Here is a 19,540-nt window from a genome sequence, read left to right as displayed (position 1 = left end):
TCACTTTCGAAAAATCCTGAGAAAGGGAAACCGGCAGTAGCGGCAGAATAGATGTTCCGTAATATCAAAGGCCAGGCGGGCGCCCTGAAAATCCTGAAGCTGGCACTGGAAAACAACCGCGTCGCCCAGGCCTACCTGTTCCACGGCAGCAACGGGGTGGGAAAATTCACCACCGCGCTCTACTTCGGCATGGCGCTGAATTGCCTTTCCAAAAGCGAATTCCGCCCCTGCGGAGTGTGCGCTTCCTGCCGCAAGTTCATGGCGCTGGACCATCCGGACCTGATCTACCTCTTCCCCACTCCCAACCTGGGCCTCAACCTGGACGGCGAAATCACCAAAAGCGAATTCATCCCCGAATATGCAGGCTACATCCGCAACAAGATAGAAACGCCCTGGGAGGACTACCAGTTCAGCGCGAAAATCATGATCCGCAAGGAAAGCATGAGCTGGCTCATAAAACGGCTAAACCTCTCATCCTACGAGGCCAGCCACCGCATCTGCATCATCGAGGACGCGGACATGATGAACACCGAAACCGCCAACGCCTTCCTCAAGACCCTGGAAGAGCCGCCCGAGTCCACCGTGATAATCCTCACCACGGACAATCTGGCCAAACTGCTGCCGACCATCGTTTCGCGCTGCCAGCCGGTGCATTTCCAGCAGGTGACCCCCTCCGTTATTGAAGGCATACTGTGCGAAAAATTCAGCGTTTCGCCGGAAATGGCCCGCACCGCCTCACACATCGCCAACGGCAGCGTGAAGCGAGCCATCCACTTCGCCCACAACGAATCTTCCGAGCTACGCGAACGCGCCTTTGAAATCCTGGAAATGGCCGCTTCCGGCAAAGACCTGGCCTACTTCCGCTCCTTGCAGGGGCTCGGGAAGAAATTCAACGCCGAAAGCGCCATCGAGGTGCTGCGCTATGCCAGCCTCTTCGCCGGCGATTTGAACCTGGTGCTGGACGCCCCGGAGCAGATGGTGAACGTCGACAAAAAGGAATTCCTGCTCGGCACTCGGGAAAAGCTGGCGGATGTCGATCCCGCCGCCTATACGGACAGGGTAATCAACTTCGTGCTGCTGATGGAGGATTACGTGCGCAAGCTCCACGGCAACGTGAACCTCCAACTGGTGATGCTCAACCTCTTCGTGGAACTGAAAAAGCTCGTGCGGGCCTGAACATGGCTGAAAACAAGCTCATCCGCAACATCAGCATGATGTCCGTCGCCATCCTCATCAGCCGGGTCCTGGGCCTGGTGCGCGACCAACTGATGGCCTTCTTCTTCGGCACCACCTTCCTCAACGACGCCTTCGTTGTGGGCTACAAGATTCCCAACCTGCTGCGCAACCTCTTCGGCGAGGGGGCGCTTTCTGCCTCGTTCGTGCCCATCTACAGCGAAATCGGGATCAAGGAGGACCGCCGGAAGCAGATAGATTTCGCGCTGCAAATCCTGGGAATCCTCTCCGTCTTTTTGCTCACGCTAACGGTTATCGGCATCATCTTCGCCCCCTGGATCGTGAAGCTGCTCTATCCCGGCCTGGCGCCCCACACCTACAAACTGGCCGTGCTGCTCACCCGCGTGATGTTTCCCTACCTGCTCTGGATCGGGCTTTCCTCCACCATGATCGCCATCCTCAACTCCCACGACCGCTTTTTCATGACGGGGCTTTCCTCCGCTCTGCTCAACGTGGGCATGATCCTCAGCATGGTGGTCCCCCGCTTCGTCTTTGGCCTGCAGGGAGAGCAACTGGTCCGCTGGGCTGCCTGGGGCGTGTTTGGCGGCGGGTTTTTGCAGACTGTCATCAACTTCCCCTACCTGAAGCAGCTTGGCTATCCATTCAAGCTGTTCGTGCGTTTCGGCGGGGAAGCCCTCAACACGATGTGGAAGCGTTTCCTGCCTTCGATGATCGGAGTTGGCGTCCGCGAAATCAACATAGTGGCCGACAGCCTCATGGCCTCGTTTCTGGCCGTGGGCAGCATTTCGGCGCTGGAATACGGCTACCGGCTCTTCCAGTTTCCGCTGGGCATGTTCGCCGTTTCCACCGGCACGGTGCTGCTGCCAACCTATTCCAGGCTGGTAACGATGGGCAACTGGGAAGAGCTTTCCAAAAACCTGCGCGTGGCGGCAGTGAACCTGATTTACCTGATGCTGCCCATCACCACACTGATCATAGCCTTGGGGGGCGACCTCGTGCAGGTGGTCTTCCAGCGTGGGGCCTTCGACGCCAAAGCCAGCCTCTGGACCGAGCAGGCCCTCACCTTCTACAGCCTCGGCCTCATCTTTTTCAGCTTTAACCAAACCCTCACCCCGCTCTTTTTCGCCAACAAGGACACCCGCACGCCGGTAAAGATTTCCGCCTCGATGGTGGGGCTGAACATCGTGCTGAACTTCATCCTGATGCAATTCATGCAGCACCGTGGTCTGGCCTTCGCCACTTCCATCACCGCGATGGTCAATTTCAGCATCCAGTTTTACCTCCTCCGCAAAAAAATGCCCCACATCAGTTTCGCCGGCATCCTTCCCAACTTTTTGAAAACTTTGGGGATCTGCGTGCTTATGCTGGTTTTGCTGCTCTTCGCCAACCACTTTTACCATCCGCGGGGATTCTGGCCCCAGCTCATCAAGCTGGGCCTGCTGGGAACTGCTTCACTGCTCTTCTTCTACGGCCTCGGTCTGCTGCTGAAGCTGGATTTCCTGGCTGAGGCGCGTGACCGCCTATGGAACAAATTCCGCAGAAAATAGCCCAAAAGCTCCACCTCCTGCCCCAGCAGCCGGGCATCTATATCTGGAAAAACGCCGAGGGAGAGGTTATCTACGTGGGCAAGGCCCGCTTGCTGGAAAGCCGCATCAAAAGCTACCTGAACAACTCCCCGAAAGATATTAAAACCGAACAACTCCTGCGCCACATCGACGACCTGGACTATATCATCACGCTCTCGGAACACGATGCCTTCATCCTTGAAGCCAACCTGATCCGGCGCCACCAGCCCAAATACAACATCCTGCTCAAGGATGACAAGCGCTATCCCTTCGTCAGGATCACCCTCGCGGAGCCCTTCCCCCGCATCATGGTGACCCGCGAACTGCTGAAAGACGGTTCCCGCTACTTCGGGCCATTCACAGACGCCAAATCCCTGCGGATGACCCTGCGCAATTTCGAGTGGATTTTCCCCATCCGCACCTGTTCGCGGGTGATTCCGGCCGACAAGGTGCGTTTCAGGCAAGCCTGCATCAACCACCAACTTGGGAAATGCCCCGCCCCCTGCATCGGAGCGGTTTCGCAGGCCGATTACATGCGCGTGGTGATGCGCCAGATGAGCTTCTTCGAGGGCAAGCACCAGGAAGTGCTGGATGAGCTTCGTGCCGAGATGAACGGGCTTTCCGAGGAACTGAAATTCGAACAGGCCGCCAAAACGCGTGACCGCATCCTCGCCATCGAACGCATCCAGAAGCGCCAGGTGGTCTATTCCCCGGATGCCCGGAACACTGATGTGATCGGCTTTTACCAGGAGGATAAGATCGCCGTTTGCGTGGTGCTGAGGATAATGAGCGGCATGGTCGTTAACCGGGAGGACTATCCCCTCGGCAATACTGAAAACGACACTCCGGAAGAGGCTTTGGCCGCCTTCATCAAACTCTATTGCTCCCGCCGGGATGAACTGCCCGACGAAATCCTGCTGCCGCTGGAACCGGCCGAGTTTGAGGAACTGAATTCCTGGCTGGAAGGGAAACTGAGCCTGCCCCAGCGCGGCGAAAAGAGCAAACTGCTGGCAATGGCAAAACGCAACGCCTTTCAGCTCATAGAGGAACGCAAGCTGGCCCACATCCGCAGAGCCAACCGCACCGTCTTTCCCATCCAGGAACTGAAGGAAAAACTCGCCCTTTCCAAACTGCCCCGCAAGATGGTCTGCATGGACATTTCAACCATCCAGGGCACGGATACCGTTTCCTCCGCCGTTTTCTTCGAGAACGGCAAGGCCAAAAAGAAATTCTACCGCCATTTCATCATCCGCGACGTGGACACCCAAAACGATTACGCCGCCCTCCAGGAAACCCTCACCCGCTTCCTGGGTGAAACAGCCAGGGATGAAAGCCTGCTGCCCGACCTGATCATCATCGACGGCGGGAAAGGCCAGCTTGGAGCCTGCAAAGAGGTTTTGGACGCCTCGTCCCATCCGGAAATCCCCATCATCTCCCTGGCCAAACGCGCCGAGGAAGTCTATTTGCCGGGTCGCCCGGATTCTATAATCCTGCCCCGCTCCTCCTCTTCGCTGCGTCTGCTCACCGCCATCCGCGACGAAGCACACCGTTTTGCCATCACCTTCCACCGCTCCCGCCGCTCAAAACGCACCCTGCTAAGCGAACTGGAGGACATCCCCGGAGTGGGCGAGCAAACAAAGTTCCTGCTGCTGAAAGAGCTGGGCTCAGTGGAGGCAATCAAGGCCGCCAGCCCAGAAGAACTGATGAAGGTCAAAGGAATCGGCAGGAAGATGGCTGGGCGAATCCATGCCCATTACCATTCTTCATAAAAGACAACACCAATGAAAAGGCCCGCTACCGTCAGCGGGCCTTTTTTTTATGCTCGGTTTCAGGGGTTTGGATTCCCCGTTGAGGTTCCAATCCTAAAGGTAATTCAAGATTTGGTTGGCGCGTGAGATGAAGGACTTGAGTTCGTCACCGCTGAAGGCGCGCTGTTCCAGCAGGGAGAGGTCGTGCAGATAGGTGCAGAGGGTGTTCACCTCTTCCTTTTTACCTGAGGCGTCGAGTTCCAGGATCTTGTTAATGACAGGGTTGGCGCGGTTGACAACCAGGGTGTGGTCCTTGAGCATGCCGCTGTCGCTATGGCGTTGAATTTGACTCATGTCGTGCCAGCGCCTCATGAATTCGTTGAAGACGATCATGGAAGGGATTTCCGGTGATTTGAGGCTTTTCACCTCCACTTTGATTGGGGTGTAAGCGTGTTCAAATAAGGCTTTGAGGGTTTCTTCGCCAAGTTCCTCGCGCACGTCGAAGGGGATTTCGTAAGGCCGGATCAGGGTGCGCTCGTCTTCCTGTTTCAGATAGGGATTGAGAGCCGTGGTGGCGTTGGGGTGTTTCTTGAGGAATTCAGCGTAGCTATCCTTGCTGAAGGACGCTTCCACTTTCTGGCCCAGCGCCCGGTAAAAGATTTCCTTCAGCTTGTCCGAACCGGCGCGTCCATCCCTGTCCACCAGTTCTTTCTTGTCCTGGTCCACCAACAAGTCGTTGATTTCGCTGTCCACGCGGATGAATTCGATCTTGTCGAGCTTGCTTTCCAGTTGCTGGTAGAGATGGGTGTCCAGAGGCGATGTTTGGTAGATGACCTCGATGCCCTGTTCCTTCATCAGGCTGAGGTAGCTTACCTGCGTATCCTCCCCCGAGGCATACCAGATCCGGGTCTTGTCTCCCTCGGATTTGTTTCTGGCCTTGTATTCCTCGAGGGTAACATAGTCGCCGGAAGCGGATTTGAAGATCACCCGGTCCTTCATGGCTTCGAAGAAATCCTCGTCGCGGATGAGGCCGAACTTGATGAAGGTGTCGATGTCCTTCCAGTATTCTTCATATTTCTTGCGGTCTTCGGCAAAGGTTTCGCCAAAGCGGTCAGCCACCTTCTTCACGATGTATTTGCTGATTTGGCGCACCTGGGCGTCGTTCTGCAAAAAGCTTCTCGAAACGTTGAGCGGGATGTCCGGAATGTCGATCCCGCCCTTGAGCAGCAGGAGGAAATCCGGGATGAGGTCCTCAAGGTTGTCGGCCACGAAAACGTTGTTGCAGTAGAGCTTCACCTCGCCCTTGAAGAAATCCGGGTCCTCGCGCAGCTTGGGGAAATAGAGGATGCCGCGGAGGTTGACGGGGAAATCGGCGTTCAGGTGTATCCAGAAAACCGGGTCCTGCCAGTCGTGGAACACCTTGCGGTAGAATTCTTTGTATTCCTCTTCCGTAACGTCTTTTGGCTTGCGGTTCCAGAGGGCTTCCTTCTGGTTCACCTGCTCGTCCTTGAACATGATGGGCCTGGGCATGAAGTTGCAATATTTTTCCAGAATCCCGCGTATTTTCCCATCCTCCGCGAAGCTGTGGGAATCTTCGTTCAGGTGGACCGTTATCGTGGTCCCGATTTCCTTGCGTTTTCCGGCCCGCATCACGTATTCTGTGCTTCCGTCGCATTCCCAGCCGGCGGCTTCACTGCCTGGCGAACAGGATAGCGAATCGATGGTGACCTTTTCCGCCACCATGAAGCTGGAATAGAAGCCCAGTCCAAAGTGTCCTATGATGTTGCTCTGGACATCCTTGAACTTGTTCACAAATTCTTCCGCGCCGGAAAAGGCGATCTGGTTGATGTATTTGCGGATTTCATCAGCCGTCATGCCGATGCCGGTGTCAGAAACCTCGATGGTTTTCTTTTTGGAATCCAGCTTAACGCTGATCTTCATGTCCTCTTCCTTGAAGTCCGGATCGGCGTATTTGCGCTTGTTGATGGCGTCAACGGCATTGGAGATCAATTCGCGCAGGAAGATATCGTGCTGGGAATAAAGCCACTTCTTTATGATGGGAAAGATGTTTTCCGTGTGGATGCTGAGGCTGCCTTTTTCGACGTCTTTGGCGGTTTTGGCAGTCTGTTTGGCCTTTTTCTTCTCTTCTTTGGCCTGCTTGTCTTTTTTAAGTTCGTCCTCGGACGCTGTATGCTTGTCTTTTTGTTCTGTCATAAAACTCTCCTTTATCTGAAATACGTTTCTGAGGATAGAATAAGCGGGACAGGGAAATTGTCAAGCTAAATTAGCAGTTATTGGGCGAGAGTGCTAATAATGGCCTTTTTATCTGAGCGCGAATATGTTAAGACGGGAAGGCCCGTAATGGAGAGGCTCCCTTGACCTGTCGGCCACGCCCTTAGCCCTTGCGACTATCGCCCTCCCCCACCTCTCGTATAATTCCCGCATCAAATGCGGGTATTTGGCGGGAGGCGCTTTAGGATCATGATACAGGGCCTTAATGGTCCAAAGGCATCGCAAAGTAACACGCTGGCGTCGAGCGAGGAACTAGCATCGACTGCAGAAAAGAGCAAAGTATTTATACTTCAATACATCCTGTCGTCCATGCTCACCGCGTTCGCCGTATGCCAGGTAACTTTTCCATGTTTCAGAACCCGGTCAAAGCAAGCCACTTGCGCAGGAGATACGCTGGATTATTATATCAAAAGATAAAAATGACAGGAGCCAAACATGTTGATAGAGTTGAACGATACAAATTTCGAGACTGTGACCCAAAAAGGCATTGTAGTTGTGGATTTCTGGGCTGCCTGGTGCGGTCCCTGCAGAATGATAGCGCCAACGCTGGAGGAACTGGCGGTTGAGCAACCCGACATAACCATCGGAAAGCTGAACGTGGATGAATTTCCCCAACTTGCCGCCCGTCATGGCGTTATGAGCATCCCCACCCTGCTGTTCTTCGTGAATGGTGAACTCAAGGACACCTCCATCGGGGCTGTGCCCAAATCGGTGCTTGAGAAAAAAATCGAACTACTGCGCGGCTGATTGTCACCCAGGCTGAGTTTGAAGCGTAACAACCTCGTGAACCGGACAGAGTACCTGCTCTTCCGGTTCGCTTTGTTTAAACTGAGGCTGCTTCCCTACCCTTGGGGGCGCTGGCTGCTCACGCGCCTTTTCCTCTGGATTGGCTACGGACTGGGCATTCGACGCCAGGTGGCGGCAGAAAACCTCCAAAGGGTGTATCCGGGTATGCCGCCCAAGCAACGGAAGCAGCTTTTGAAAAGGGTTTACCTCAATCTTGGCCTCAGCGCCGCGGAGCTTTACCTCCTGCCGGAAAAGCAGCTTATCTCCTGCACCAGCATAAACGGCAGGGAAAACTTGGAAGCCGCACTGGCGCTGGGAAAGGGAGTAATTCTGGCCACAGCCCACCTGGGCAACTGGGAGGCGGCGAGGACTTTGCCGCTCTTCGGCATTCCGCTGGCCGCGGTGGTGCAAAAACAGCACAATCACCTGTTCGACGCCTACAACAATGCCTTGCGAACCCGTCAGGGAGTGCGGCTCATAGACCAGCGGCACGGGCTGAAAGAACTTCTGGCCTGCCTGCGCCAAAACATGGTGGTGACCATCCTCACCGACCAAAATGCCGGTCCCGTGGGACTGATTCTGGAATTTCTGGGCCACCCGGCTCCGCATTGGAAAGGGGCGGCGAAAATCTCGCTACGTTACAAGGCTCCAATCGTTCCGGGCTACGCATTGCGAAACCCTGATGGGGGCATCAGCATCTGCTTTGAACCGATGATCCACCATCCGGAACTGAGTGACAGCACGAAAAACCAACTCCTCCTCCTGAAAGAGATTAACGCCGTCACCGAACGCTACATCAGGCAGAATCCCGAGCAGTGGCTCTGGCTGCATCGGCGCTGGCTGATTCCAGAGCGAAGCCCCCTGAACCAGGCGCAAGAAATCCGCTCCTGAAGCTGTCCAGAAGCCGTTTGTGGTTCTCGACTCCAAGCTCCTCCTTGCAAAAACCAGCCGGAATCGTCAAGTTTCGGTTGACAAGCTCTGCCACTGTGAAATTAGGGTAAAACCAATCATTTTGGGAGTTCAAAGATGTACATAGACCACCGCTACGATGTTCTGGAAATCTTGGGAACGGGGTCCTGGGCCAACGTTTTCAAGGTGCGTGACGTTCGCACGGATAACATTTACACCCTGAAGCTGTTCCAATACCTCTCGTCGCAGGACCTTTACAAGCAGTTCAAGGCTGCCGACATGCACCACATCACCAAGATCGTGCATCCCAACCTCAGCCGGGTGGTTGATTTCGGACACGTTAGCGATCATATCTACTTCGTGAGCGAATACTTTGACGGAACCACGTTTAACAACTTCCGCTTCAACAAGGCGCGGGTGAACGACTTCTATGACATCATCGTGCAAATCTGCTACGCTTTGAACGCCCTTCACACCCAGAATATAATGCATAATGACCTCAAGCCTGAGAATATACTTTATAGAAAGACACGTAACGGCATAGAGGTGAAGGTCATAGACTACGGCTTCTCCCGTCCGGAACTGAGCCTGGACACCCAATACGTAACCGGGACCCTGCCTTATATCGCACCGGAAATCTACACCGGCAAGGGGGCCTGTTACGCGAGCGACTTTTACTCTTTGGGCGTGTTAATCTACCGCATGCTCACCGGCAGTTTTCCCTTTACACTTGACCAGATCAACGCCATGCGAAGCAGCCGCCGGCAATATTTCTCGCCGGTTTATCCTGTGGACCTGAACCCGAACATCCCACTGCCCCTCCAAAACCTCTGTATCGAACTACTGGACCGCAATCCGGAAAGCCGTCCCCATAAAAGCGAAGAAATAATCGAATACATTAACCGCAGCACCAACCGTCAGTATCAGTTTTCCGTCTCCTGGTCCTTGGTGAACTCCATGCAGTTCAACAGCTATGTGGTGCAGGAGCGGATAGTGAACGATTTGCTGGACTACCTGCCGCAAGTTGAGGCAGCCAACGGCAAGATCATCTCGCTGGTGGCGGGCGAAGGCATGGGTAAAGACAATATTCTTTCGCTGTTCCGCTATCACATCCTGCGGGGCAGCTACTTCATCTTCGATTACACCTGCACCAGCAAGGAATATGAGGCTTTTTTCGCGCTGATAAAGGAATACCTGCGTTCCCTTTCGGAAGATGAGATCGCTGCCAATGGCTCGCTGCAAAACATTTCGGAAAAAATGAGGCGGTATCTCTTCATGTCCGAAGAGGCAGCCATGGACGTAACGCCCAGCGAGGCGGACCTTAAGGCTGACTTCGAATTTGCCAAAGCCCTGCTCGCCGAGCTTGCCGAATCAAAGCCGGTGATCTTCATCGTGCGCAATATCCAGCATCTGCACCGCCATTCCCTGGAGTTTCTCAATTTCTTTTCCAACACTGTGGTAAACAACCGGATCATGATCGTTATGAGCTGCACAGACTTTAACCAGGTGCGGCAGATTCGGAACACGGTGCTGATCAATGTTCCCATGTTCACGCCGGATGAATCGGCCGCCTATATCCGCAAAATGGTTAATGGGGACGTTCCGAACCACTTTTGCAGGCTGATCCATACCCGCTCGGCGGGTAATCCCTTCCTGATCAGGGAAATCATGATCAACCTCACCCTGCGGGGAATGATCAGCTATGACGGTGAATACCATTTCCCGGCTGACCTTGACGACTACAGCATCCCCACCCGCCTGCTCCAATCCGTTATCAGGCGCGTGGAACACCTCACTCCGGCCAGCATGAAGCAACTTCAGAAGCTATCCGTCGTGCAGACACCCATCTCCCGTGAATTGATCCGTCATATCTGCAAGGCAAGGGACGAAGAGATCTACGACCTCCTCAACGAAGCAAAATACAACGAAATCCTGCTCAAACAAGGCAACCACTATCATTTCACCTTTGCCGAGGCCAAAACCTATCTCCACGACCGCTGCCAGCCAAAGACGCGAAATCTGGTCTCGAAGCGGGTTCTGGAGTTTTATGATAATCAGAACGTGACCGACCCTCAAACCTGCATGGGGATAATCGGAAACGCACGCACAGCAGGTGACAGGGCTTCCGAACGGCGTTATCTGCTGCGGCTGCATCTGTTGCACAGCGAAGACCTCCTCCAGCAGGAAGCTTATGATGCCTTGGCGCATGCTCTGAGAATAGATTTTAGCGGGGATATTGATTTGCGGCAGGAAGAGATTGTGGAAGACTTGGTGAAATTCCGCCGTATGGTTGAAATCACCGGCTGCACCACCGAAGCGGAATTTATCTACGCGCGCCAGTCCGACATTCCCGAATGCTTTGAAAAATACTTATTGCTGGGAACGCTGTTCCTCTTTCAGGGGGACCGCAAGAGCGCTCTAAAGAACTTTGAGAAAGCGGAGAAACTTTCAGCCGATGCCAGCCAGAAGTCAACAGCCAAGCTTTACCAGGCACAGATCTATGCTCGCACAGAGCCTGCCCGGGTGAAGAAATGCCTGGACGGCATAGCTCTGGAAAAAGTGTCACAAGCATTCCAGATAAAGGCGGCGACCCTGATGGCTGCCTACGAAAGCCGTGACCGTGATTATGACCGCGCTGCCCGGGGACTGGAGGATTTTTTGACCGAACTGGCGCCCAGCCAGGACCCGGATGCCATGATCGAACTGGCCTCGCTGCACAACACGTTGGGAGAGATCTACAGCATTCAAAAGAACATTGCTGAGGCTGACGAGCATTTCAACACCGCCCTGAATATCTGGAATTCCTTCAACATCCGCCGCCACTTGGGCTGGATCCACAACAACCTAGCCGACCTTTACCTGAAGCAGGGCTTCACTATTCTGGGCCTTAAACACGCGCAGCAGGCACAGATCTTTGCCAAGGACCGCCAAAACCTTCTGGCTGAGGGACGCGCACTCCTCAACCAAGGCGAGGCGATGATCAAGATGGGTCGCTTTGAAAAAGCGGAAGAAACACTGCAGGAAGCAAAGGAAATGATCACCCGGGTCGGGGCAAACAAATACCTGGTTTCCATCGAACGAAACCTGGCCCTGGCCAAAAGCAAGATCAGCGATTTCGGCCACTATTACAAATTTATCCTCGAACACGAACCCAAGCTGATCGAAGGCACGATTTCAGAGATCAATCCGCTGGTTAAAACCTATTTCTACTACCTCAGCGAGATGTCCAATCCCAAGAAGCTGCGCCGGCTGATCAGCAAAAACGCCCATATCGACTATGCCCAGATCCAGGAACAGGAGTTTTACCACAACGTCCTCAGCCTGCTGGCGATGATGGAGAAGGATTACTCCACTGCCCTCAACGAATTGAAGCTGGCCCTGCAATTTGCCGGGGAGATCAACAACCACTACGCGATGGCAGTTTTCAATGTGCTGCAGGCCACCTGCCACTACGGTCTGGGCGACACAGCACGGGCTGCAGACCTGATCGCCAAGGCCAGGCCGGCAATCCAGGAATACCAATACCGCTATTGGGAACACAGCCTTGACCTGCTGGAACTGAAGCTGCAATTGACCGATCCATCCATCCCCCTGCGAAAGGTTTTGCGCGGTATCAACAGACAGTTGGAACTGTGCCGCGGCTTGAAATACTATCAATTGGTTGAGGAACTTCTGCAGTTGAAGATCCAGCTTTTAGTGGAACTGGGCTCACTGGGAGCGGCTGAGAAGGAATTTGCTGCCTACCGTAAATATCTGGAAGCCATCACCACAGGCATCAGAGAAGATGACCGGACCAACTATTTGGAGGTGAAGCGCTACGGGCTGCAGGACGTTTCAAAATTCAGGGTGGTGCCCATAGCTTCGCGCCGCAGGAACACACGCAGCCGCTGGAACGACATGCTGTTCGACATTTCCAACGTGAACAGCGTGCAGAGGGTGAAATTCCTCATCGAGAAAGGCATCGGCCAGATCATCGCACCCTGGAAGTTTCTGCTGCTGGTGTGGTCGGACAAACTGGGAAGCTTTTACAACTTCCACAGCTATAACACCGACCCGGAGACCATTCTGCCCCCGGCTTACCTGCCATTCGTCGATAAAGCAATTCAATCCAACAACCTGGTAACCTTCACCAATGAAGGTGAGCACATTGCCATCCTGCCCCTGCTCTCCGGCAGCAAAGCTATCGGCTATCTGGTCCTGAGCGATGCCGGAGAACTGGAATTCACTCCTGGCGAACAGGCTTTGCTGAAAAACGTGAAATCCCACCTCGCTGCCATGCTGGTCCGCACCTGGGACTATCAAAAGATCAATCTGCGCATGGAGAAAATGAACCACCTCATCGAGATTTCGCATGAACTAATGGGACTGATGGACCTGAACGACCTGGAGACTGCGATGGTGGCGGCTGCCATAGACCTCACCAACGCCAGCAGGGGCTTCCTGATCAAGAAAGATACCGACGGCAACAATATATTTCAAGTGCAGATGGACCATAACGGCCAAATCCTCAACAACGCCTTCGGGGTTAGCAAGACCGCCCTCAACCTCTGCCAGGACGGGCAGAAAACCATATCAGTTTACAACGCCCAAATCGACAAAAGCTATGAAAATTCCATAAGCGTGCACGATTACGCCATCCAATCTATTTTCTGCAGCCCCCTCAGGTGGGAAGAGGAATACGTTGGCTATCTCTATCTGGACAATCTGGACGACAGCACCCGTGACATGTACCTGAACGAAGATATCATGGTGCTGCTGATGAATCTCTTCGCGAACGCCGTCAAAAACGTGCTGCAATACTCCGCCTTGACGCAGAAAAGCGCGGAACTTAACAACCTTGAGCAGCTCAAGGACGAATTCATCGCCATTGTGACCCATGAACTGAACACACCCATCTTCATCATGCAGGGGGCCCTGGGTAAGCTAAAACGCAGTGCCAATCTGGATGAGACACAGCGACGGCAGATACTGTCGGAACTGGAAGCAGCTATGAACAAGCTGAGTTTAACCTCTTCAGACATCCAGACCATGAACCATTACAATCTGGCCCAGGATTTGGAAAAATCCCCTCTGCGGGTTGGCGATGTGCTGGAACATATACACCAGCAGGTGGAAATCCTTTCCCGTGAGCGCAGAATGCACATCAGATTGGAGATAGAGCCTGGCTTGCCTCAGCTCCAATCCAACTGGACAGACTTCCACCGTATGGTCTATAATGTTGTGCTGAATGCCGTGCGCTTCACCCGGGAATTCGGCCTGATCACCATCGGGGCACGCCGGTCCGCCTTTGCACAGGAAAAGATAGACAACAAGGAAACCCTGGTGATCTTTGTTACCGACAACGGCATGGGAATGCCCAAACACCTGATCAACGAAGTGTTCCGCAAGTTTTACGAGCTGAACGCCATCTACGCCCACAAGAGCGGAACAGTTGAGTATCGCAGCAGCGGCCTTGGTTTGGGGCTCTCCATCTCCAAGCGAATCGCTGAACTGCACGGAGGACAGATCGTGATCAAAAGCAAGGAAAACGAAGGCACCTCCGTGTTCATCATCCTACCCTTCAAATAAGAGGGATGTATAATAATATGCGCCAACACATACACGCAAAACCAACTTGTGGATTTTGTTCCCTGCCGCGTTTCAGCCTGGTCCTGATCATCCTGATGCTCTTTGCTGCGGCTTTGCCAGCCCAGCCAGTTCGCGAGGACGACGACTTTGCCTACATCGTTGAACTCTATTACAGCGGCGATGCCTATCTGGACGAGGTTTCGGCGGAACTGGAAGCCTTTGGCAACCGCTATCCGGATTCCAATTACAGCCAGTATATACTTTACCTGAAGGGAAATATCGGCCTCAAACGCGGGGAATATGACCTCAGCAGTAGCATCTACGAAGATTTACTGCAGCAGGAACTTCATCCGGACATATTGGCTGACATTCAACTCAATTATGCCATCACAAACTACTATCGTAGCGATTACCCCAAGTGTTTGAAGCTGCTTGACGAATTGGAGTGTTCTGCGGTCCATCCCTGGTATCTTTATCAGGTGAATGTTTGGCGGGGCCGCATCAAAGCCAGACAGGAACTATGGTTTTCCGCCGCTGAAGAATATCAGAAAGCCCTGGCAGTGAACGCTGCCGAGGTCCGGTTCGATTATTTCCAGACCCTGCTTGCTTTGGAGCGCGAGGACCAGGTCACGGCAATCCTGGATACGCTTTCGGCCTCCTCATCAGACTATATGCAATTTCACGGAGCCTGGCTCGACCAGCTTCTTTCAGAAGGTCGCTACACAGAGTTTGAGGAACACGCCGCCGCTCTGGACAGCCTTCATTCCTCTTCAACGGTATTGACTCTGCTGCGAACGCGCAAAGCCTTGGAGCTGGGTGAGAGTCTGGATACCAAAATCTGGCTGGAACTGCAAACAGAACCTTCTGACTTGGCCACCTTCTACCGCGCGCTACTGTTGAAACAGCATGGGTACATAGGTCCAGCCGATTCTCTGCTCAAATCCCTGCTTCATTCCCCGCAAGGGGACATTGCCGTGCAAGCATATCTGGAACGTTTGAAAGGCCTGAGAAAGACTGACCCCGCATCCGCCACCAACCAGCTTGAGAAATTCATGGAAGACCCCCGTTTTCGGCGCGGGGACACACATTTCTTGCTGGGAGAGTTCAAAATGGCTGATGGTGAATACTTGGGCGCTCTTCACAATTTCATTGAAGCCACAAACTTCCGTCTGGACACCCCCACGGCGGAACGCGTTCAAATCCTTGCCGCCCGTTGCTACTATGAAATCGGCCAGCCGGAACTGAGCTCCGAAGCCTGCAACCGCTATTTGAACAATTACCCTGATGGTCGTTACCGCGACCTGGCTCTCTTCTTTATTGCCAAAAGCCAAACCTTGCCGGAAAATGCCCGTCTGGCCAGGCTCAACTATGAAAAACTATTGCGCGAACATCCCGATTCTGCCTGGGCCACAGAAGCCCGTTTCGATCTGGCGGAGCTTCATTTCTTGGCTTCCGAGTATCCAGAGGCTGAAGCGCTATACCAAAGCCTGGCCGACAGCGGAACGGAGCATACCGGCTTCAAACTGCGCCTGGCCCAGACCTATTTCTATCAGGACAAATACGCCGAAGCCAGCCAGATAATTTCTTCCGACTTGGACCCCTCCACCGATTTTGAAGCCGCTCTTCTGCAGGGGGGAATAAGCTTCAGCCAAAAAGATTACGAAAGTGCCCTCGGCACCTTTACCAGGGCTAGGGACCTTGCCACCACGCCTTCCCAGAAGACGGAAGCCCTTTCCTATCAAGCTTACACCCTCTACTACCTGAAACGTTACGCTGAGGCCTCCAAGCTCTTTCAGGACCTCAGCCGCGACAGCCTCAACGCCGACATCTACCTCTACCAGGCCGCGAAAGCCGCGGCCGCCGGCAGAAACTGGGTTAGGGCCCTCGAGCTTTACGACCGCTGGCTGGATGAATTTCCGGAATCTGACTATTTCCTAAGCGTCCTGGCCGACATCGCCAACACCAATTTCAACCTTGGCCGCTATTCCGAATCCCTCACAGACTGGCTGAATATCCTGAAGCGCTTCACCAACAACACCTATGTTGAAGATGCGGACAGACCTTTGCTGGCTGAGGTTTTCACGGGCATCGAAACCTGTTCCCGAAAATTGCGGGGAACTGAGCACATCGACACGATCGCCAATATGATTGACAGCTTCAAAAGCGACTACATCAAGTTCGAACTGGAATACATCCTCGTGAAGCTGTATGCTGATGCCGAACTCTGGGAAGACCTGCTCCGCGAGGCATCTCAGTTCAGGGCCAGCCTTGGTTTGCCCCGCCAGAGGCAAAACGAGTTTGACCAATTGCTGCTCCAATCGCTCATCAAACTGAATAGACTGGAAGAGGCGGACAGCCTTGCAACGATGATCCAGACGGAAGACCCCAGCCGTTGGGTCCTGGTTCAGTGGGCAGAACTGGCGGAACTCAATGGCAAGCCGGAAATCGCTCTGGAGCGTTATCAACGGGCCTATGCCATAAGCCCGGACGCCGATGTCTGGCTACGCATGGTGGAACTCTCCGCCGCCAACAACTGGCCTGAGTTTGACACCATCTGGGAATCAGGAAGCCAATTCCAGGCGGATCATCCTCAAACCCAGCTTCTGCGAGTGGAATATTTCTTTCACACCGGCAGCTTGGCTGATGCCAGAGCCTTGGCGGATTCACTGCTGGACAGCCAGACCAACCCCTGGATAAGGGCTGGCGCGGAAATCTGGCTGGACAGGATTAGCCTGGAGCAAGGCGATTATCACTCCGCCCGCCGTGGTTTTCAAAAAATCAGGCTACTCTATCAGGATTTTCCCGAAGTCCATTCCGAGGCTTGCTATTACTATATAATCAGCCTGGTCAAACTGGGCGAAACCCACGAAGCGAGGTTAGCCCTGACTGAATACCGGCACCTGTTCAGCGATGCGCAGGCAGATGAAATCGAAGCCTTGCTGAATAACGGCAGGTAGGGGCAGATGCGCAAAAACCTGGCAACTGTCCTGACCGCATTGTTTCTGGTCTGTGTGACGCTTTCAGCCCAGCCCCAGGCGCTGCCTTCAGTGGAAATAGGTTCAGATGTGGCAGTGAAAGCTCCCCTGGTTAAAAAGCCTCTCCCCTATCCTGGCGAGACCCCCACCGACAGCATCCCGCCGATGATTCCGCCTGTTTTCTCCCTCAAGCACAGGCCAAGCGCCCTGCCCCAAGGAACTGTGCGCCCTCTTCGTCTGGAATTAAGCACCGGAACTGATTTCGAGACCAAATTCGCCGCGTCCTGTTATCCATCATTGATGTTCATCCCCCTGCTGAGATTGGATGCCGACCTCTGGGTGCCCGGGACCAATGTCTCGCGAAGCACCCTCAACGCCAGCCTGCAAACGGATTTCGACCCCGAACTGCGTTTCAATCACCTGTTCTCCTGGCAAAAAGCCAAGACTCGGTGCTTCGCTACCGGGGCCTTTTCCTACAGCATCGCCAACCTGTATAGTGAAATCGCCATCCATGACATCTACTTCTCAAACCTGAAGACCGATCTCTCTTTGGAGGAGGTGGAGCAAAACCTCGCCGGGGCTTCCCAAGCGGATTTCGCCATTGGCATTAGGCATTCCCACGATCTGGAGCTGCACAAACTCAAATTCACGAACCGGCTGGTGCTGCAGGATACAGCCTTCGGCCTTTCCGTGCAATATCACGCGCCCTGGCTGGAAGAGCATCTGCCCGAACTCAAGCTGGGCCTGATGACCGATTTCATCCACGTTTTGCCAGTCATAGACTTGCACCGCCGCTTCCTACTGGGTCGGGGAAAATATCTGGAACTGAGCAACCGCAGCGAGTTTCAGAACCTGACCTTCCAGAGGTTGCGGGAGCTGTATCCCTGGACGGTCCTGCCTGAGAGGGAACGAGTGGTGATGACGCCCCTAAACCTTTCCCTAAGCGGCTGGCAGGCTTTCAACGATGAAGATGCCCTCTTCCGGTTGCTGGGTTTTCGCCAAAACCTCCGCTTCAGCTACAACCAACCCCAACTCTACGTCCGTGACGTTTCGGGGCAAACCTGGTTGCGCCAGACTGACATCCTGAGCTACCGGCTGGGGGCCGAAGCCAGTATGCAATTCTGGGGCTGGATTATCGACCAGGACCTGAACCTTAATTTGGAATACCTGCAGGATGAGCGTTGGCGTCGCAGGCCCTTCTCCCCCATCTTCAATGCCCTTACCGAGGCCCGCCACAACTTAGGCGAACTGGAACTTTTGGCCCAGCTCGACCAGCAATACTGGCGCCGCGACGAGTTTGACCAACCGCTTTCAGCCGTCTTTGACCTCAGCCTCGGATTGAGCCTGCCCCTCAGGAGCGGCCTGAGCCTCACCGCTGGCCTGAATAACGTTTTCAACTCGAAGCACGGAAATTTCGGCGACCTGCCAAACCCGGGCCGAAGCCTCCATGTTTCCTTCAGCTATCTTCCTCTGCGCTGATGGATTGTTCTGGATAGCTGTTTAGATGAATTCCTGCAGAAATCCCATTTGTTGCCGACTCTGCCCGTCCTTAACGCCATCCATTTCACTCCCCGTTTGCCTCCCCATGAGTTCCCGCCTGAAATGCGGGAATTGCGCGGGAGGCGAAAAGGATGCGGATGGTATAGGGCTAAGGGCGGATAAAGTTTTATGCTTGACCTAAATTGAACAGAAGAAATTATGCCGTTGCATGGATAACGCATCTGGAGGTGAATAATGCGTAAACTGGACCTGCAACAGGAACGGGCCCGGATTACAGGATTTATCCGCGAATATCTGAAAACTGCTGGTTTTGCCAGGGTGATCTTCGGACTGTCCGGCGGCGTCGATTCCGCCGTGTGCGCGGCCCTGGCAGTTGAAGCCCTGGGCAAGAAAAACGTGATCGCGGCGATTATGCCTTACAGGACCAGCCAGCCGGAATCCCTGGCCGACGCCGGCCTTCTGGCCGGGATATTGGGAATAGAGCACCACGTAATAGATATCACGCCCATGGCCAACGCCTATTTTACCACTTACGAACCTGAAGCCGACAAACTCCGCATAGGCAACTGGCTGGCCCGCACCCGGATGTGCGTGCTTTTTGACCTCAGCGTCAAACACCGCGCCCTGGTTATGGGAACCAGCAACCGAACGGAGCTGATGGTTGGCTATGTCACCCAATTCGGCGATGCCGCCTGTGCTTTCGAGCCGATCGGCCACCTCTACAAGACTGAGGTCTGGGAACTTGCCAAGCTTCTGGATATTCCGGACAAGATAATCAATAAAACACCAACAGCGGACTTCTGGGCCGGACAAACCGACGAAGCCGATCTGGGACTTACCTATCCGGTTCTGGACGAGATTCTTTACGCCCTCACTGAACTTGACGTGAACGTGGATGCTTCGGAAAACTTGGAACATCCTACCGAGTTGTATCGGAAAGTGGAAAGAATGATCACGGCTTCAGCCTTCAAACGCAGGCTGCCGCCTGTTTTGGAGAACTGAG

The 19,540-nt window shown here is 54.0% G+C and carries 10 protein-coding genes; 9 read left to right on the top strand and 1 reads right to left on the bottom strand.

Annotated features, from left to right (window positions below):
* Positions 1 to 51 precede the first annotated feature (51 nt).
* Genes GX466_00680 through uvrC form a run of 3 tightly spaced genes read left to right on the top strand, consistent with a single transcriptional unit; the run spans position 52 to position 4,528 of the window.
* Positions 52 to 1,176, top strand: a complete 1,125-nt coding sequence (locus GX466_00680) for a DNA polymerase III subunit delta' (protein ID NLH92729.1) — start codon at positions 52 to 54, stop codon at positions 1,174 to 1,176.
* Between the two features lie 2 nt (positions 1,177 to 1,178).
* A complete protein-coding gene (gene murJ / locus GX466_00675; protein NLH92728.1) occupies positions 1,179 to 2,741 on the top strand; it encodes a murein biosynthesis integral membrane protein MurJ in 1,563 nt (520 codons plus the stop codon).
* Complete coding sequence (uvrC, locus tag GX466_00670) at positions 2,717 to 4,528, top strand: excinuclease ABC subunit UvrC (GenBank protein ID NLH92727.1); 1,812 nt, start codon at positions 2,717 to 2,719, stop codon at positions 4,526 to 4,528. Before murJ ends, uvrC begins: the two co-directional genes overlap by 25 nt.
* Before the next feature lie 93 nt (positions 4,529 to 4,621).
* Here uvrC and htpG read toward each other — a convergent pair whose 3' ends face one another.
* Positions 4,622 to 6,721, bottom strand: coding sequence for a molecular chaperone HtpG (gene htpG / locus GX466_00665; protein NLH92726.1), 2,100 nt, complete (start codon positions 6,719 to 6,721; stop codon positions 4,622 to 4,624).
* 513 nt (positions 6,722 to 7,234) lie between these two features.
* Between htpG and trxA the strand changes: the two genes are divergently transcribed.
* The 6 genes from trxA to GX466_00635 all read left to right on the top strand — a co-directional run bounded on the left by trxA (position 7,235) and on the right by GX466_00635 (position 19,539).
* Complete coding sequence (gene trxA / locus GX466_00660; protein NLH92725.1) at positions 7,235 to 7,546, top strand: thioredoxin; 312 nt, start codon at positions 7,235 to 7,237, stop codon at positions 7,544 to 7,546.
* 18 nt (positions 7,547 to 7,564) lie between these two features.
* On the top strand, positions 7,565 to 8,476 hold the full coding sequence (locus GX466_00655) for a lysophospholipid acyltransferase family protein (GenBank protein ID NLH92724.1): 912 nt from the start codon (positions 7,565 to 7,567) through the stop codon (positions 8,474 to 8,476).
* 135 nt (positions 8,477 to 8,611) lie between these two features.
* Positions 8,612 to 14,062, top strand: coding sequence for a protein kinase (locus GX466_00650; GenBank protein NLH92723.1), 5,451 nt, complete (start codon positions 8,612 to 8,614; stop codon positions 14,060 to 14,062).
* 17 nt (positions 14,063 to 14,079) lie between these two features.
* Positions 14,080 to 17,019 (top strand): tetratricopeptide repeat protein, encoded by a 2,940-nt coding sequence (locus GX466_00645; GenBank protein NLH92722.1) that lies wholly within the window; start codon positions 14,080 to 14,082, stop codon positions 17,017 to 17,019.
* Positions 17,020 to 17,025: 6 nt separating this feature from the next.
* Positions 17,026 to 18,516 carry a hypothetical protein gene (locus GX466_00640; protein NLH92721.1) on the top strand — a complete coding sequence of 497 codons (1,491 nt, stop codon included), beginning with the start codon at positions 17,026 to 17,028 and terminating at the stop codon, positions 18,514 to 18,516.
* A gap of 255 nt (positions 18,517 to 18,771) precedes the next feature.
* A complete protein-coding gene (locus GX466_00635) occupies positions 18,772 to 19,539 on the top strand; it encodes an NAD+ synthase (protein NLH92720.1) in 768 nt (255 codons plus the stop codon).
* The last annotated feature ends 1 nt before the right edge of the window (position 19,540 follow it).

Source organism: Candidatus Cloacimonadota bacterium (assembly GCA_012516855.1).
Lineage (GTDB): Bacteria > Cloacimonadota > Cloacimonadia > Cloacimonadales > Cloacimonadaceae > Syntrophosphaera.
The sequence above is the reverse complement of the archived record's forward strand: the minus strand, read 5'-3'. Positions and strand labels throughout refer to the sequence as shown.

What these genes read in the sequence shown, in the direction of transcription:
- GX466_00680 (NLH92729.1), top strand. Translation starts at nt 52, where the DNA reads ATGTTCCGTAATATCAAAGGCCAGGCGGGCGCCCTGAAAATCCTGAAG.
- murJ (NLH92728.1), top strand. Translation starts at nt 1,179, where the DNA reads ATGGCTGAAAACAAGCTCATCCGCAACATCAGCATGATGTCCGTCGCC.
- uvrC (NLH92727.1), top strand. Translation starts at nt 2,717, where the DNA reads ATGGAACAAATTCCGCAGAAAATAGCCCAAAAGCTCCACCTCCTGCCC.
- htpG (NLH92726.1), bottom strand. Translation starts at nt 6,721, where the DNA reads ATGACAGAACAAAAAGACAAGCATACAGCGTCCGAGGACGAACTTAAA.
- trxA (NLH92725.1), top strand. Translation starts at nt 7,235, where the DNA reads ATGTTGATAGAGTTGAACGATACAAATTTCGAGACTGTGACCCAAAAA.
- GX466_00650 (NLH92723.1), top strand. Translation starts at nt 8,612, where the DNA reads ATGTACATAGACCACCGCTACGATGTTCTGGAAATCTTGGGAACGGGG.
- GX466_00645 (NLH92722.1), top strand. Translation starts at nt 14,080, where the DNA reads ATGCGCCAACACATACACGCAAAACCAACTTGTGGATTTTGTTCCCTG.
- GX466_00640 (NLH92721.1), top strand. Translation starts at nt 17,026, where the DNA reads ATGCGCAAAAACCTGGCAACTGTCCTGACCGCATTGTTTCTGGTCTGT.
- GX466_00635 (NLH92720.1), top strand. Translation starts at nt 18,772, where the DNA reads ATGCGTAAACTGGACCTGCAACAGGAACGGGCCCGGATTACAGGATTT.